Origin of the sequence: Cupriavidus sp. 2SB, from assembly GCF_005503625.1 — a bacterium.
In the GTDB taxonomy this organism is placed as follows: domain Bacteria; phylum Pseudomonadota; class Gammaproteobacteria; order Burkholderiales; family Burkholderiaceae; genus Cupriavidus.
The window spans coordinates 161,045-177,056 of sequence record NZ_SCMX01000003.1; the positions used below are offsets into that span (position 1 = coordinate 161,045).

General features: G+C 65.4%; 14 protein-coding genes. 3 read left to right on the plus strand and 11 right to left on the minus strand.

Annotation, left to right across the window (positions count from 1 at the left end):
• Position 1: 1 nt before the first annotated feature.
• The 11 genes from murG to coq7 all read right to left on the minus strand — a co-directional run bounded on the left by murG (position 2) and on the right by coq7 (position 12,631).
• Positions 2-1,072, minus strand: a complete 1,071-nt coding sequence (gene murG, locus FFS21_RS02615; protein WP_137923376.1) for an undecaprenyldiphospho-muramoylpentapeptide beta-N-acetylglucosaminyltransferase — start codon at positions 1,070-1,072, stop codon at positions 2-4.
• On the minus strand, positions 1,069-2,310 hold the full coding sequence (gene ftsW, locus FFS21_RS02620) for a putative lipid II flippase FtsW (protein ID WP_137923377.1): 1,242 nt from the start codon (positions 2,308-2,310) through the stop codon (positions 1,069-1,071). The genes murG and ftsW overlap by 4 nt, the downstream gene beginning before the upstream one ends.
• Positions 2,307-3,815 carry a UDP-N-acetylmuramoyl-L-alanine--D-glutamate ligase gene (gene murD, locus FFS21_RS02625; RefSeq protein ID WP_137923378.1) on the minus strand — a complete coding sequence of 503 codons (1,509 nt, stop codon included), beginning with the start codon at positions 3,813-3,815 and terminating at the stop codon, positions 2,307-2,309. The genes ftsW and murD overlap by 4 nt, the downstream gene beginning before the upstream one ends.
• A 41-nt stretch (positions 3,816-3,856) precedes the next feature.
• Positions 3,857-5,026 carry a phospho-N-acetylmuramoyl-pentapeptide-transferase gene (gene mraY, locus FFS21_RS02630; protein WP_137923379.1) on the minus strand — a complete coding sequence of 390 codons (1,170 nt, stop codon included), beginning with the start codon at positions 5,024-5,026 and terminating at the stop codon, positions 3,857-3,859.
• Positions 5,027-5,039: 13 nt separating this feature from the next.
• Entirely contained in the window at positions 5,040-6,449 is a 1,410-nt protein-coding gene (locus tag FFS21_RS02635; protein WP_137923380.1) for a UDP-N-acetylmuramoyl-tripeptide--D-alanyl-D-alanine ligase, read from the minus strand.
• A complete protein-coding gene (locus tag FFS21_RS02640; RefSeq protein ID WP_137923381.1) occupies positions 6,446-7,993 on the minus strand; it encodes a UDP-N-acetylmuramoyl-L-alanyl-D-glutamate--2,6-diaminopimelate ligase in 1,548 nt (515 codons plus the stop codon). Before FFS21_RS02640 ends, FFS21_RS02635 begins: the two co-directional genes overlap by 4 nt.
• Positions 7,990-9,804, minus strand: a complete 1,815-nt coding sequence (locus FFS21_RS02645; RefSeq protein WP_137923382.1) for a peptidoglycan D,D-transpeptidase FtsI family protein — start codon at positions 9,802-9,804, stop codon at positions 7,990-7,992. Before FFS21_RS02645 ends, FFS21_RS02640 begins: the two co-directional genes overlap by 4 nt.
• Positions 9,801-10,118, minus strand: coding sequence for a cell division protein FtsL (gene ftsL, locus FFS21_RS02650; protein ID WP_137923383.1), 318 nt, complete (start codon positions 10,116-10,118; stop codon positions 9,801-9,803). The genes FFS21_RS02645 and ftsL overlap by 4 nt, the downstream gene beginning before the upstream one ends.
• Complete coding sequence (gene rsmH, locus FFS21_RS02655; protein ID WP_137923384.1) at positions 10,115-11,092, minus strand: 16S rRNA (cytosine(1402)-N(4))-methyltransferase RsmH; 978 nt, start codon at positions 11,090-11,092, stop codon at positions 10,115-10,117. The genes ftsL and rsmH overlap by 4 nt, the downstream gene beginning before the upstream one ends.
• 7 nt (positions 11,093-11,099) lie before the next feature.
• Positions 11,100-11,528, minus strand: a complete 429-nt coding sequence (mraZ, locus tag FFS21_RS02660; protein ID WP_137923385.1) for a division/cell wall cluster transcriptional repressor MraZ — start codon at positions 11,526-11,528, stop codon at positions 11,100-11,102.
• 479 nt (positions 11,529-12,007) lie between these two features.
• Positions 12,008-12,631 carry a 2-polyprenyl-3-methyl-6-methoxy-1,4-benzoquinone monooxygenase gene (gene coq7, locus FFS21_RS02665; RefSeq protein ID WP_137923397.1) on the minus strand — a complete coding sequence of 208 codons (624 nt, stop codon included), beginning with the start codon at positions 12,629-12,631 and terminating at the stop codon, positions 12,008-12,010.
• 339 nt (positions 12,632-12,970) lie between these two features.
• Between coq7 and FFS21_RS02670 the strand changes: the two genes are divergently transcribed.
• The 3 genes from FFS21_RS02670 (at position 12,971) to FFS21_RS02680 (ending at position 15,916) form a co-directional block, all read left to right on the plus strand.
• Positions 12,971-14,155: a porin gene (locus tag FFS21_RS02670; protein ID WP_137923386.1), complete on the plus strand. Its 1,185-nt coding sequence runs from the start codon at positions 12,971-12,973 to the stop codon at positions 14,153-14,155.
• A 184-nt stretch (positions 14,156-14,339) separates the two neighbouring features.
• Positions 14,340-15,341 (plus strand): Bug family tripartite tricarboxylate transporter substrate binding protein, encoded by a 1,002-nt coding sequence (locus tag FFS21_RS02675; protein WP_137923387.1) that lies wholly within the window; start codon positions 14,340-14,342, stop codon positions 15,339-15,341.
• A gap of 68 nt (positions 15,342-15,409) precedes the next feature.
• Positions 15,410-15,916 (plus strand): MarR family winged helix-turn-helix transcriptional regulator, encoded by a 507-nt coding sequence (locus FFS21_RS02680; protein ID WP_137923388.1) that lies wholly within the window; start codon positions 15,410-15,412, stop codon positions 15,914-15,916.
• The last annotated feature ends 96 nt before the right edge of the window (positions 15,917-16,012 follow it).

Here is a 16,012-nt window from a genome sequence, read left to right on the forward strand (position 1 = left end):
TTCACTTTTCGCCCGCCGCCTGCCGGCAGATCTCGGCTACGCGCCGGGTTGCCTCAGGTTTGGCCAGGCTGCGCGCCGCGCGCGCCATGTCTTTCAGTTGCTCGCGCGTCAGGCTGGCAATGGTTTTCGCCAGTCCTTCCGCGCCCAGTTCGTTCTGTTGCACCAGTAACGCGGCGCCCTGCTTCGACAGGAACATCGCGTTGGTGGTCTGATGGTCGTCCACCGCGTGCGGGAACGGTACGAACAGCGCGGCCACTCCGGCAGCCGCTACTTCCGAAACCGTCATCGCGCCCGCGCGGCAGATGACCAGGTCAGCATCGGCATACGCCGCCGCCATGTCGTCGATGAATGGCACGGTCTCGCCGGCCACGCCCGCTGCCGCGTAGTTCGCGCGCAACTGCTCGATCTGTTTCGCACCGGCCTGATGCTTGACCGTGGGCCGGGTGGCCTCGGGCAACAACACCAGCGCCTTCGGTACGACGTCATTGAGCGCCGCCGCGCCCAAGCTGCCGCCCACCACGAGGATGCGCAGCGGCCCGGTGCGGTGGTCATAGCGCGACTCCGGCGCCGGGATCGTCGCCAGTTCCGCGCGCACGGGGTTGCCGGTCCACTCGCTGTCCGGCAGTGCATCCGGGAACGCGCACAGCACGCGGTCGGCCACCTTAGCCAGTACCTTATTGGTCAGCCCGGCAATCGAGTTCTGCTCATGCAGCACCAGCGGCCGACCCAGCAGCGACGCCATCATCCCCGCCGGGAACGTGATGTAGCCACCCATGCCGAGCACCACATCCGGCTTCACCCGGCGCAGCGCGCCGATGCTCTGCCAGAACGCGCGCAGCAGGTTCAGCGGCAACATGAACTTGGTCACCAGGCCCTTGCCGCGCAGTCCGCCGAACTGGATAAACTCCATCGGGATGTCGTGCTTCGGCACCAGCGTGGCTTCCATGCCCGTGCGATTACCCAGCCAGACCACGCGCCAGCCCTCGTCACGCAATGCATGCGCGACCGCCAGCCCGGGGAACACGTGTCCTCCTGTGCCGCCAGCCATGACGAGAAGGGTGCGCGCTGTCATACCTTCCCTCCGCGCATCAACACTCGATTTTCATAATCGATCCGCAGTACGATCGCCAACGCCACGCAGTTCATCAAAATGCCCGAGCCGCCGTAGCTCACCAGCGGCAACGTCAGCCCCTTGGTCGGCAGCAGGCCCAGGTTCACGCCCATGTTGATGAACGTCTGCCAGCCGATCCACACGCCCATGCCCTTAGCTACCAGCCCAGCGAAGGTGCGGTCGAGTTGCAGTGCGGTGCGGCCGATGTTGAAGCAGCGGCGCACCAGCCAGTAGAAAAGCACAATCATCACCAGCACGCCGATGAAGCCGAACTCCTCGCCAATCACGGCGAGGATGAAGTCGGTATGCGCTTCGGGCAGGTAGTGCAGCTTCTCGATGCTGCCGCCCAGGCCCACGCCCGTCCATTCGCCGCGCCCGAAGGCGATCAGGGAGTGCGTGAGCTGGTATGCCTTGCCCAGTGCATTGCTCTCTTCCCACGGATTCAAGTACGCAAAAATCCGTTCGCGCCGCCATGGCGATGCCGTGATCAGCAGGCCGAACGCGCCCACCGCCACGCCCACCAGCCCGGCGAACAGCTTGCCGTTGATACCACCCAGGAACAGAATGCCCATGGCCACGGCCGCGATCACAAGGAACGCGCCCATGTCTGGCTCCAGCAGCAGCAGCATGCCCACCACCACCACGGCCACGCCCATCGGCAGGAAGCCCTTGGCGACGGTTTGCATCCACTCCTGCTTGCGCACCGTGTAGTTGGCGGCGTACAGCACCACGGCCAGCTTCATCAATTCGGAGGGCTGGAAGTTCATCACGCCGAGCGGAATCCAGCGTCGCGCGCCATTCACGCCCTTGCCGACGAACGGCACCAGCACGATCACCAGCAGTGCTAGCGCGATCAGGAACAGCTTCGGGGCGTACTTGTCCCAGACCTTCACTGGAATCTGGAATGCCACGAGCCCCATCGACAGGCCGACAAACAACGCAAACGCGTGGCGCGTCAGGAAATGCACCTCGCGGTAGTTGGCGTAGCGCGGCGAATCCGGCAGCGCAATCGACGCCGAATAGACCATCACGAGGCCGAACGTCAGCAGCACGATCGCCACCCACAGCAAGGGCTGGTCGTACTCCATCATGCGCGAACGGGTCGGCTTGACGCCCGAGACCGCGTCACGCAGCCCACCCCAGGCATTGCCGATGGTGGCGCCGATGAATCCGCTGCGCTTGACCTGCGACTCGCTCATGGCATGATCCCCCGGGACAAGGCCAGTTCTTCCACGGCGCCGCGGAACACCTGCGCGCGGTGGACGTAATTGCGGAACATGTCGAGGCTGGCGCATGCCGGTGACAGCAGCACGACATCGCCTGACTCCGCCAGCGCTGCCGACTTCTCCACGGCGTCTTCCAGCGAAGCAGCGTCGACGATCTCCGCTCCGGTGCCCAGTGCCTCGCGGATCGCCCCGGCATCCTTGCCGATCAGCACCACCGCCCGCGCGTACTGCGCCACCGGCGCGGCCAGCGGCGAAAAATCCTGCCCCTTGCCTTCACCGCCGGCGATCAGCACCACGCGCTTGTCCAGCCCGTTCAGCGCGGCCACCGTGGCACCCACGTTCGTTCCCTTGCTGTCGTCGAAATATTCGACTTCGTCGATCGTCGCCACCCATTCCACGCGATGCGGCTCGCCGCGATACTCGCGCAGTCCATGCAGCAGCGCATTCAACGGCAGGTCGATTGCGCGGCACAGGGCCAGCGCGGCCATGGCATTGGTGGCGTTGTGCATGCCGCGGATGTGCAGCGCGTCCGCCGGCATCAGGCGCTTGTGACGCACCGGCACGGCGGCTTCTGCCACCTCGTCCTTCTTGCGGCGGCGCGGCTTCTGCTCGCTCTCCGCTTCGGGATCGGGCTCGGCCACGGCCAGCCACGGCATGCCGCCATCGCGCAGCACGCCATAGCTGCCAGCCACTTCGGGCAGGTCGGTGCCGAACGTCACCAGTGACGCCCCGGCACGGGCCATGTCCATCGTCAGCTTGTCCTGGCGATTCAGCACCTGCACGCAACCCTTGTCGGCCGGGCCGAAGATGCGCGCCTTGGATGCGACATAGGCTTCCATCGAGCCGTGCCAGTCCAGGTGATCCTGTGTGAGGTTCAGCACAGTCGCCGCATGGGGCGCCAGGGAATATGTGGTCTCAAGCTGGAAGCTCGACAGTTCCAGCACCCAGACATCAGGCAGCGTAGCGCTGGCAATGCATGCCGAGAGCTTGTCCAGCGCCGACGGGCTGATGTTGCCGGCCACGCCGACGGTCTTGCCCGCCCGTTCGGCCAGCCGGCCAGTCAATGCAGTCGTCGTGGTCTTGCCGTTGGTGCCGGTGATCGCCAGCACCTTCGGAGCGTAACCCGACGTGGCTTCGAGATAACCGAGCGCCTGCGCGAACAGTTCGATCTCTCCCCAGACCGGAATGCCACGCGCCTGCGCGGCCTCGATCAGCGCGCGGGTGTCCGCCTCCAGCGGCGACAGCCCCGGGCTGATTGCCACGAGGCCGATGTTGTCGAGCAGCGCTTCGGCGAACTGCCCGCCGACGAACTGCGCCGACGGCAGTTCCGATTGCAGCGGGGACAGGTTGGCGGGCGCCTCGCGCGTGTCGGCCACGCGCACGCGGCAGCCGTTCAGGCCGCACCAGCGTGCCATGGCCAGCCCCGATTCACCGAGGCCCAGTACCAGCACTTGAGGTTTTTGCAACGCGCCAAACACTTCGATTTCCTGCCTTTATCTATATAGAGAGACGAATGCGCTCAGCGCAGCTTCAGCGACGACAGCCCGATCAGCACCAGCAGCATCGTGATGATCCAGAACCGCACGGTCACCTGCGTTTCCTTCCAGCCGCCCAGTTCGAAATGGTGGTGCAGCGGCGCCATGCGGAACAGGCGCCGGCCTTCGCCATAGCGCTTCTTCGTGAACTTGAACCACGTGACCTGCAGCATTACCGACAGCGTTTCCACCACGAAGATCCCGCCCATCACGAACAACACGATTTCCTGGCGCACGATCACGGCGATGGTTCCCAGCGCGCCGCCCAGCGCCAGCGCGCCAACGTCACCCATGAACACCCGTGCCGGGTGCGCGTTGAACCAGAGGAACGCCAGCCCCGCGCCGGCCATGGCCGAGCAGAAGATCAGCAGTTCGCCAGCCCCCGGGATGTGCGGGAACAGCAGGTACTTGCTGTAGACCGAGCTACCCATCACATAGGCGAACACGCCCAGGCCACCGCCCACCAGCACCACCGGCATGATGACCAGGCCGTCCAGGCCATCGGTCAGGTTCACGGCATTGCTCGATCCCACGATGACCAGGTAGGTCAGGATGATGAAACCCGTGACGCCCAGCGGGTAGCTGATTTCCTTGAAGAACGGAACGATCAGGTTGGTCTTGTACGGCACGTCGGCAAACATGCCGCCTTCGATCCAGCCCAGGAACAGGCTCCAGACGCGCACGTTGCTGGCCTCGGACACCGAGAACGCCAGGTAGACGGCCGCCACAAGCCCGATCAGCGTCTGCCAGAAGAACTTCTCGCGGCTCGACATGCCACGCGGATCGCGATAGACCACCTTGCGATAGTCATCTACCCAACCCACGGCGCCATAACCGATCGTCACCAGCAGCACCACCCAGATGAAGCGGTTGCCCCAGTCGCACCAGAGCAGCGTGGAGATGGCGATCGAGATCAGCACCAGCACGCCGCCCATCGTGGGCGTGCCCGCCTTCACGAGGTGCGTCTGCGGGCCAATCGTGCGCACGGCCTGGCCGATCTTCAGTTCGGTGAGGCGACGAATCACCCACGGCCCGAAACCGAGGCCGATCACAAGCGCGGTGAGGTTGGCCATCACCGCGCGGAAAGTCAGATAGTTGACGACCCGCAGGAAGCTGTAATCGTTTTGCAGCCACTGGGCCAGAGCCAATAACATCGTATGTCTTCTATTAGTGAGCGGAAGGTGTTGCGACCAGCGCATCGACCATCCGTTCCATGCGCATGAAGCGCGATCCCTTCACGAGCACGGCGGCCGCACCGGCCACCACACCCTCCCTGTCCTGCTGCAGCGCGTCCAGCAGCGCCTCTGCCTTGTCGAAATGGCGCGCACCGGCGCCGTACGACTGCACCGCGTGCGGCGCCAGTTCGCCCAACGTCCAAAGCGTTTCGATGCCACGCTCGCGCGCATAAGCGCCGATCTCCGCATGGAACACCGGACCCTGGTCACCCACTTCGCCCATGTCGCCGAGCACCAGCACGCGGGGCGCGGCAAACCCGGCCAGCACGTCGATGGCGGCGCGCACCGAATCCGGGTTCGCGTTGTAGGTGTCGTCGATCACAACCACGCCGGCAGGCGTGTGCTTGACCTGCAGGCGCCCCTTCACGGCGGCAAATCCTGCAATGCCTCGCTGGATGGCTGCCACGTCCACGCCCGCCGCCAGTGCGCAGGCCGTGGCGGCCAGCGCGTTGCGCACGTTGTGTGCACCCAGCAGTGGCAGGCGCAAGTCGAACGTTTTATCCTCCGCGTCCACATGCAATACCTGCACACCATCCTCGAGCGAAACCGTGGCCCGCACATCGGCGGACGCATCGGTGCCGAACGCCAGCACGCGACGCGTGCCGGCCGCCTGGCGCCAGATGGCCACGTGCGCGCCGCCGCTTTCGGCATCCACCGGGAAGACGGCCACGCCGTCAGCCGGCAGCGCCGCAATCGCGCTGGCATGCTCGTGCGCCACTGCCTCCACGCTGACCATGAACTCCTGGTGCTCGCGCTGGGCGTTGGTGATCACGGCCACGGTCGACTGGGCGATGCCCGCCAGGTAGACCGTCTCGCCCGGATGATTCATGCCCAGTTCGAGCACGGCCAGCCGGTGGTGCGCGCGCAGGCGCAGCACCGTCAGCGGCAGGCCGATATCGTTGTTCAGGTTGCCGCCCGTGGCCAGCCGGTCGGCCTCGCCCACGGCCGCCGCGAAGATCGCGGCGATCATTTCCTTGACCGTCGTCTTGCCGTTGCTGCCCGTCACGGCCACCGTGGGCAGCGTGAACTCGCGACGCCAGCCGGCAGCCAGTTCACCCAGTCCGATGCGCGTGTCAGCCACGATCAGCGCCGGAACATCGAGCCCGGCCAAGGCCGCGTCATCGCTGACGAGCACCGCGGCGGCGCCGCGCGCCACCACATCGGCCAGGAAGTCGTGTGCGTCGAACCGCTCGCCCTTGAGCGCCACGAACAGGTCGCCAGCGGCGACGGTACGGCTGTCGGTATGCACACGTGTGAACGTACGCGCGGCATCGCCTGAAATACGCGCACCGGCCATCCAGCCGGCGGCTTGCTGCAAATTCGTCATTGGGGTTCCATTCATGCCGACACCCCCCGTGCGCCCAGCGTCAGGCGCACATGTTCGCGGTCCGAGAACGGCCGCTTGCGTCCCTGGATCTCCTGCGTGGCTTCATGGCCCTTGCCGGCCACGAGCACCACGTCAGCCGGGGCGGCGTGCTTGATTGCATGGAGGATGGCAGCGGCGCGGTCCTCGATCAGCCTCGCGCGGCTACGGTCCTGCATGCCATCGGCAATCTGTTCGAGGATGTCGCGCGGATCTTCGCTGCGCGGGTTGTCGCTGGTCAGTACCACGTCGTCGGCCAGCCGCTCGGCTACCTCGCCCATCAGCGGGCGTTTGGTGGCATCGCGATCGCCGCCGCAGCCGAACACGCACCAGAGCCGGCCCTGACGGGCGTCGGCCACGGGACGCAGCGCGGTCAGTGTCTGCACCAGCGCGTCGGGCGTATGGGCGTAATCGACCACGGCCAGCGGCGCGTCATGGCCGCCGAACAGCTCCATGCGGCCTTCCACCGGCGTCAGCGTGCGCAACGCGGCCAACGCTGCGTCCCACGCGACTCCCTGCGCCAGCGCAGCGCCGAGTACGGCCAGCAGGTTGCTGACGTTGAAGGCGCCGATCATCGGCGTGGTCATCTCGGCCGTGCCGAAGCTGCCGTCGACGCGGAATGCGGTGCCGGTGCCCGTGGCGCGCACGTCGGTGGCGCGCAGCCACTGGGCCCGCCCCGCCGTGGCGCCGGCCTTGCCGTCGATGCCATACTCGATCACCTGCGGCGCGCTGACGGCGGCAGCGTTGCCAGCCAGCAGGCGGCCACCCATCGCATCGTCACGATTGAGCACGGCCACCCGCAAGCCATCCCACTGGAACAGCATCGCCTTGGCCGCCTCGTACTCGGCCATCGTGCCGTGGTAGTCGAGGTGGTCCTGCGTCAGGTTGGTCAGCACGGCCACGGCAAACCCGGTGCCGGCCACGCGGCCTTGCTCCAGGCCGTGCGAAGAAACTTCCATCGCGATGGCGCGTGCGCCCTCGTCATGCAGACCAGCCAGGCTGGCCTGCAATTGCACGGCGTCGGGCGTGGTGAACCCCGTGTGCCGCAGGGCGTCAGGGAAACCCGTGCCCAGCGTGCCAATGGTCGCGCATGGCGTGCCGATAGCCTGCAGCAGGCGAGCCAGCCACTGTGCGCACGAGGTCTTGCCGTTGGTGCCGGTGATGCCGGTCACGGCCAGCCCGCGTGCCGCAATGCCGTACCAGCCGGCCGCGATCGGTCCTGCCAGTTCGTGCAGGCGCGACACGCCAAGGTGCGGCACGGCGTCGCCCTGGAACCAGTCGAAATCGTCGGATTCGTAGATCACGGCCGACGCGCCGGCAGCGATGGCCTTGTCGATATGCGGACGCCCATCGGTCGCCAGGCGCTCGTTGCCAAGCACGTAGGCAAAGAACACATCACCGGGTTGCAGGCGGCGCGTGTCGCCGGTCAGCCTCGCGCCAGCGGGGGCGTGCGTACGCAGCCAGGCCAGCGCATTGCTGGCCTGGGCGGAAACTTCGAGCGGGAGCATCGACATGGTCGTCATGGCATCGCACCCAGGGGTTCGCTCTCGGCCACCTTGTCGGTGACCATCAACTGGCGAATCGGCGAATCGGGCTGCACGTTCAGCGCCCGCAATGCGCCGCCGGTGATCGCCGAGAACGCCGGACCGGCCACTGCGCCACCGTAGTGGCTGCCGGCCGTGGGTTCATCGACGCTCACTGCCACGATCACGCGCGGATTCGACATCGGACCCAGGCCGATGAACGACGCGCGGTACTTGCTGCGGTCGTAGCCGCGGCCAACGTGCTTGTACGCCGTACCGGTCTTGCCGCCGATGCGGTAACCCATCACCTGCGCCTCGGGGGCGGTGCCGCCCGGGGCCGTCACGGTTTCGAGCATCGCGCGCACGTCACGCGCAACCTTGGGCGTGAGGATGCGCTCGCCCGAAGCCGGACCATTGGTCTTGAACATCGACACCGGGATCAGTTCGCCGTCATGCGCGAAGATCGTATAGGCATGCGCCACCTGGAACAGCGACACCGACAGGCCGTAGCCATACGACATCGTTGCCTGCTCGATCGGGCGCCAGCTCTTCCACGGACGCACGCGGCCAGCCACTGCGCCCGGGAAGCCGATCTTGGGCGCCTGACCCAGACCCACGCTCGTGAACATGTCCCACATTTCCTGGGACTTCATCATCATCGCGATCTTGGTCGTGCCAATATTGCTCGACTTCTGGATCACGCCGCCCACCGTCAGCGAGCCGTAGTTGTGGGTGTCCGAGATCGTGGCACCCTCGAAGTTGTACTTGCCCGTCGTGGCGATCACCGTGGACGGCGTCACGCGACCCAGCTGCAGCGCCAGGCCAATCGTGATCGGCTTCATCATCGAGCCCGGCTCGAAGGTATCGGTCAGCACGCGGTTGCGCAGTTGCTCGCCCGACAGCCGGCTACGATCGTTCGGGTTGTAAGTGGGCCAGTTCGCCAGCGCCAGCACTTCGCCGGTCTGCGCGTCGATGACCACCGCACTGGCCGCCTTGGCCTTGTGGCGCTCCACCACGGCCTTGACCTCGTTGTAGGCCAGGTACTGGATCTTGGCGTCGATCGACAGTTGCAGGTCCTCGCCGTCGCGCGGCGTCTTCAGGATGCCGACGTCCTCGACCACGCGGCCCAGCCGGTCCTTGATCACCTGCCGCGCGCCCGGGCGGCCGGCCAGCGCGGTCTCGCGCGCCAGTTCCATCCCTTCCTGGCCCTTGTCCTCGACATTCGTGAAGCCGACGATGTGCGCCATCGCCTCGCCTTCCGGATAGAAGCGCTTGTATTCGCGGGTCTGGTGGATACCGTCGATCTTGAGCGCGGCGATCTTGTCAGCCGCGTCGGGCAGCACCTGACGCTTCAGGTAGACGAAGCTCTTGTCTTCGTTGAACTTGGCGCGCAACTCCTTCTCGGACATCTCCAGCAGTTTCGCCAGTTGGCGCATCTGCTGGGCGTCGATATTGTTCGGCACATCCTCGGGCACCGCCCAGATGGCCTTGACCGGCAGGCTCGTAGCCAGCACCAGTCCGTTGCGGTCCAGGATCTTGCCGCGCGTGGCCGGTAACTCCAGCGTGCGTTGGAATCGCTTCTTGCCTTCGGCCTCATAGAACTGGTTGCCCGGCCCCTGGATCCACATTGCGCGGATGGCCAGCGCTCCGAACGCGGCAAACATCAGGAACACCACGAACTTGGACCGCCACATCGGCAGGCGCAGGCCCAGCACCGGACTGGCCGAGAACTGGCCGGTGCGCGGACGTGCGGCCTCGCCGCGCGGCTTGTTGCCGTTGCGGGGGCGGTTCAGGTTCGGGCGGGCGGTCATTTGTCAGCGCCTCCGCCCGGCTTTTCGGCATCGGGAGGTGTGGGGGGCAGTATCACCCCCTGGAGGTAGTGCGTGCGACCGGCCAGCGCCGGCGACATCTTGAGCTGGTCCCGGGCCGAATCGGCGATGCGGGCGCTCTTGCTGAGCGAACTCTGCTGGTACTGCAGGCGCGACCAGTCGATATCGAGTTGCTTGGCCTCGGACTGCCCGCGTTCAAGTGCCACGAACAGCGTGCGCGCCTGATGCTGCGCACTGACCAGGGACAGGGCGCAGAGCATCAGAGCAGCGAGCAGAAAGAAGGTCAGGCGGTTCATGCCGGCTGCGCTCCAAGCTTCTCGGCCACGCGCATCACGGCGGAGCGCGCGCGCGGGTTCTCGGCCACTTCCTCGGTACCCGGCTTGAAGCGGCCCAGCAGCTTCATGGTCGGCTGGGGCAGGTCCACCGCGCGCAGCGGCGCACGGCGCAGCGCGGGATCGACATCCTGCTCTGGACGCGCGTGCGCCTGCATGAACCGCTTGACGATGCGGTCCTCGAGCGAGTGGAAGCTGATCACCACCAGACGGCCCCCGACCTGCAGCAGATCGTATGCAGCCTTCAGACCGGTTTCGAGGTCCGCAAGCTCTTGATTGACGTGAATCCGTAGAGCTTGAAAGGTGCGGGTCGCAGGGTCCTGACCCTTCTCACGGGTCTTGACGGTTTTCGCCACGAGCGCGGCAAGGTCTGAAGTAGTGGCGAGTGGTCCGCCATCGCCGGGTTCGCGCCGGCGAGCAACAATCGCCTTTGCAATCTGTACAGCAAACCGTTCTTCCCCATAGTCTCGTATCACCCTGGCAATGTCCTGCTCGTCCGCCTGCGCCAGCCACTCGGCGGCGGTGACGCCGCGCGTGGTGTCCATGCGCATGTCCAGCGGGCCCTCGAAACGAAAGGAAAATCCCCTCGCCGCCTCGTCGATCTGGGGCGAGCTGATACCCAGGTCGAGCAGCACGCCGGCCACAGGCGCGCGGCCTGCCAGCCGGGCGCCCATTTCCGCAAAGCTCTCGTGCTCAATGGAGAAGCGGGCATCCTTGATGGTGCCCGCTTCTGCGATTGCTGCCGGATCCTTGTCGAACGCGACCAGGCTGCCGGCCGGCCCCAGCCGCGCCAGCACCGCGCGGCTGTGCCCACCCCTTCCGAAGGTGCCGTCCACATAGGCGCCGTCGGGCCGCCAGACGAGCGCGTCTACGGCCTCGTCCAGCAGCACGGTGCGATGGCGCAGGGCGGTGGTCCCCGGCGTTGCGTTAGGGGTCATGACCTCTTCAGAAAGAGAAATTCTTCAATGCGTCCGGCATGCCTTGCGCCATCGCCGCCTGTTCCTTGGCGGCGTAGGTGGCGGCATCCCAGACTTCGAAATGGCTGCCCATGCCGAGCAGCATCACTTCCTTGTCGAGCATGGCGGCACTGCGCAGTTCCGGTGCAATCAGCACGCGGCCTGCGCCGTCCATCTCCACGTCGGCGGCGTTGCCGAGGAAAATTCGCTTCCACCAATGGGCATCCATAGGCAGCGCCGCGATGCGGCCGCGAAAAATCTCCCACTCCGGGCGAGGAAAGAGCAGCAGGCAGCCGTCCGGGTGCTTGGTCAGCGTCACCCGGCCCTCGGCCTGCGTTTGCAGCGCTTCGCGATGCCTGGCCGGAATGGACATCCGGCCCTTGGCATCCAGCGACAGCGCCGATGCTCCCTGAAACAAGCTAAGCCCCCCGGTTGCCGTCGGCGTGACTGGCGAAACTCGCAGTATTCACGCCGCCGACTGGTCGATTCATCCTCGCCCGCGACCGTCCCAACTGATAAGAATCATCGCAGAGACAGCCCTGTTTATCACACAAAAATACACTTCCTCACACTATTTCCCACTTTAGAGGAAGCATTTTGGCCGGTCAAGGCTCGCCATGGGGCGGCAAACAGGATTTTTTTAATCAGAACAAAGACTTAGCGCGCAAACTTCACGCACCGATAATGGGAATCCTTAATGAAATGAAGCACTTGGGGAGCAAAGCAGAGAAACCACCTGAGAACTACGGGAGGGGGACTGCCAGACAGCGCGCGATGCATTCAGTTCCGCGCCGTGGGGAAGGATACAACGTTTTACCGCCAGCCCTGCCCAAGCAAGGGCTGGTGGCGGTTTTCCACAGGGGCCGTATTCAGACTCGGAGTCGACTTAGTTAAGACTCAGATCCGATACGCCGCCGTAGTCATGACCTTCGATGCGGCACGCATCAACGCGCGCACCGGCCCCGGCAGCGGCACGCCACCCGCATCGCGCGCAGCATCGCCGTGACGGATCTCGTCATCGCGCATCTGTTCGAGGATCGCGCGCGAGCGGCCATCGGCTGCTGGCAGGCGTTCCAGATGTCCGGTCAGATGGTGTTCCACCTGACGCTCGGTCTCGGCCACGAAGCCCAGGCTGATGCGATCTCCCGCGCGGCCGGCCAGGCAGCCAATGGCAAATGCGCCCGCATACCAGACGGGGTTGAGCAGGCTGGGCCGTGAACCCAGTTCGCGCAGGCGTTCCGCGCACCAGGCCAGGTGGTCTTCCTCCTCGGCGGCGGCGGCGTCCATCTGCGCGCGGACTTCCGGTGTGCGAGCGGTCAGCTTCTGCGCCTGGTAAAGGGCCTGCGCGCAGACCTCGCCCACGTGGTTGATGCGCATGAGGCCGGCCACATGGCGGCGGTCCGCAGCGCTCATCGGCGCCGTGTCGGGCGTCAGGCGATCGGCGGGATTGGCGCGGCCGGCGCGGGTGGCACCGGCAATTGCGCGCAGTGCGACATCGAATTCTCGGATGAACGTGTCCATGCGTGTCAATGGATAGGTCTGCCGACGCTTATGGAACATGCCCCACTGATGGGTAGAGGCTTGCCTCGAATGCGTCTCGGGAATTCCCGCATTGTACCTGCGGCATTTTGTGCAGGTCAGCCATGCCGACCATGCATGCGCGAGCACCCTGCGCCTGCGTACCCAATAACCCTTAGTTGTGAAAAGAAGACAAGACGTTTACCACAGGGTCGAAAAAAGAAGTGTTTTGCTAGAGTTGTCCGCAGCTTCTCAGGAAGTCAAGCGCGGAAGGATGTAGAGGGCTCACAGGAGGTCCTTCCGAAGCTTCAACTAATAATTCTTAAGTGGAGATCACCCAGCATGAAAAAATCGCTACTCGCGCTTGCCGCGATGAGCGCGTTTGCCTCTGCTGCAAACGCGCAAACCAGCGTGACGCTCTACGGCGTCGTCGACGTGCCGATCGAATACAACAACAACCTGGCACCGGGCTTCAATACCAATCCGGCAAGCTGGGGCCCGAACGGCCGGCCGCCTTCGCTGGCAGGCGGCGGTAGCCGTGTCGGCCTGCAGACCGGCGGTGGCCTGTCCGGCTCGCGCTGGGGCCTGCGTGGTACGGAAGATCTCGGCGGCGGCCTCTCGGCGCTGTTCGTGCTGGAAAGCGGTTTCGGTCTCGACGATGGCAGATCGCAGCAAGGCGGCCGCCTGTTCGGTCGTCAGGCATTTGTCGGCCTGTTGAGCAACACGTACGGTCGCGTGACCTTCGGTCGCCAGTACACGACGATGTTCGACATGTTCGCGAACTTCTCGCCGACCGGCTACGCGACGCTCTACGAGCCGGTGGTGGCGCAGCTGGGCACCAACTTCCGTTCGGACAACACCGTGAAGTACACGGCCAAGGTGGGTCCGGTCACGGCCGAGGCGCACTGGAGCTTCGGTACGGGCGTGGCTGCCATCGGTCCGGTGCCGCTGGCTGGCGCGGGCGCTGGCGAATCGCCTGGCAACTTCAACAACAACGCCGGCGGTGGTGCGGGCGTGCTGTACATGAGCGGCCCCCTGGGCCTGACGGTGGCCTATGACGAATGGCGCCCGACTATCACGATCGGCCAGCCGGGCCGCTCGCGCAAGGTGGGTGCCGCGGCCAGCTACGCGTTCGGTCCGGCCAAGGTGATGGCGGGATACCGCTACGGCCGCACCACCGATGCCAACGACCAGGAACTGCTGCGCGACAACTATTACTGGTTCGGCGTGAACTACCAGGTCACCGCACCGCTGGGCCTGACGCTGGCGTACTTCTACGACGACGTGAAGACGATGCGTGCATCGTCGGCATTCGTGCGCGACAACCCCAAGAACTCGTGGCAGATCAGCTTCGTGGCCGACTACAACTTCTCGAAGCGCACGGACGTCTACCTGACGGCCGGGTACGTGAAGAACTCGGGCCTGAACTTCGACACCTCGGCAGTCAGCTTCGCCAACGGCTATCCGCTCGAACAGGGCAAGACCAGCCAGGTTGGTGTGGCCGTGGGTGTTCGCCACAAGTTCTGATCCGCAGTATCGCGTATCGACATTGTTCCTTTGCAAGGCGCCTTCGGGCGCCTTTTTTCATGGCGTGGCCCGGACGCCCGCACCCAAATGTCTCAACGGGTTTCACCTCATCCGCGCCGTAACCGCCGCCCTCTAGAATGGCCTCCAGACCGGAACACCGGCCGCCTTTCATGGAGACCCTGTCATGCAACAACCTCGCCGCCGCACCCTTGCGCTACTGATGTCCGTCGCGCTGGGCCCGCTGGCCATCGCCACCGCCCATGCCAGCGACGCGTATCCGAACAAGCCGATCCGGCTGGTCGTGCCGTTCCCGGCCGGCGGCACCACCGACATCATGGCGCGCGCAGTATCCGCCGAGCTGTCGAAGCTGCCGGGCTGGAACGTGGTGGTCGACAACAAACCCGGCGCAGGCGGAAACATCGGCTCGGACATCGTCGCCAAGGCGGCCCCGGACGGCTACACGCTGCTGATGGGGACCGTGGGCACCCATGGCATCAACCAGTCGCTCTACGGCAAACTGTCGTTTGATCCGATCAAGGACTTCGTACCGATCACGCTGGTGGCCGCCGTGCCGAACGTTCTGGTGGTCAACCCGGCCTTTGCCACCCAGAACAAGATCAATAGCGTCAACGACCTGATTGCCTATGCGCGAGCCAATCCCGGCAAGCTGAACATGGCATCAAGCGGCAATGGCACGTCGATCCACCTGGCCGGCGAACTGTTCAAGACGCAGACGCGCACGTTCATGGTCCACTTCCCGTACCGCGGCAGTGGCCCGGCGTTGACCGACATGGCCGGCGGCACGATGCAGGTGATGTTCGACAACCTGCCCTCATCGATGCAGTTGATCAAGACCGGCAAGCTCAAGGCGCTGGCGGTAACCAGTGCCAAGCCGTCGCCCGCCCTGCCGGGTGTCCCGACCATCGCCCAGGCCGCCAACCTGCCCGGCTTCGAGGCGAGTTCGTGGTTCGGTCTGCTGGCGCCGGCCGGCACGCCGACCGAGATCGTCCATCGCATCCAGCAGGAAGTGGCCAAGAGCCTCAACTCGCCTGCCGTGCGCGAGCGGTTGCAGGCCCAGGGCGCCGAGCCCTCGGGCAATACCTCCGAGCAGTTCGCCGCATTGATCCGCAGCGAAACCACGAAGTGGGCGAAGGTGGTCAAGGATTCGGGCGCGAAGGTGGACTGACGCTATCGGATGGCGCGGGCATCGCGCATATACTTCAGGCATCAAATGTTCAGGTTGCCCCAATCCCGATGCCCAATCCTTCCGCCGGCAGCAGTCCGGCCGACGCCGCGCCAGTAGACCTGGAAACCAGCGCCGGCGAATCGGAGCACGAGGCGCTGCGGCTCTGGCTGCGCCTGCTCACCTGCACCACGCTGATCGAGAGCGATATCCGCTCGCGGCTACGGCAGGACTTTGCGGTCACGCTGCCGCGCTTCGACCTCATGTCGCAACTCGATCGCCATCCCGAGGGCCTCAAGATGGGCGAGCTGTCGCGTCGCATGATGGTCACGGGCGGCAATGTCACCGGCATCACCGACCAGCTCCAGCAGGAGGGCCTGGTCACGCGTGAAGCCCTGCCCACGGATCGCCGCGCCTTTCTGATCCGCCTGACACCCGCCGGACGCGACGCGTTCTCGCAGATGGCGCGTGCGCACGAAACCTGGGTGGAACAATTGTTCTCCGGACTTGCCGAAACGGACAGACGCGCGCTGTTCCGATTGCTGGGACGTTTGAAGACAAGCCTGACCACGCCATGACCCGACCTCACATCCGCCTGATGCCGATACTGGCCGTAGCCGCCGTATCGATGACCCTGGCCACGCTATCCGCCTGCAGCAGCACCCCGGCAGCCC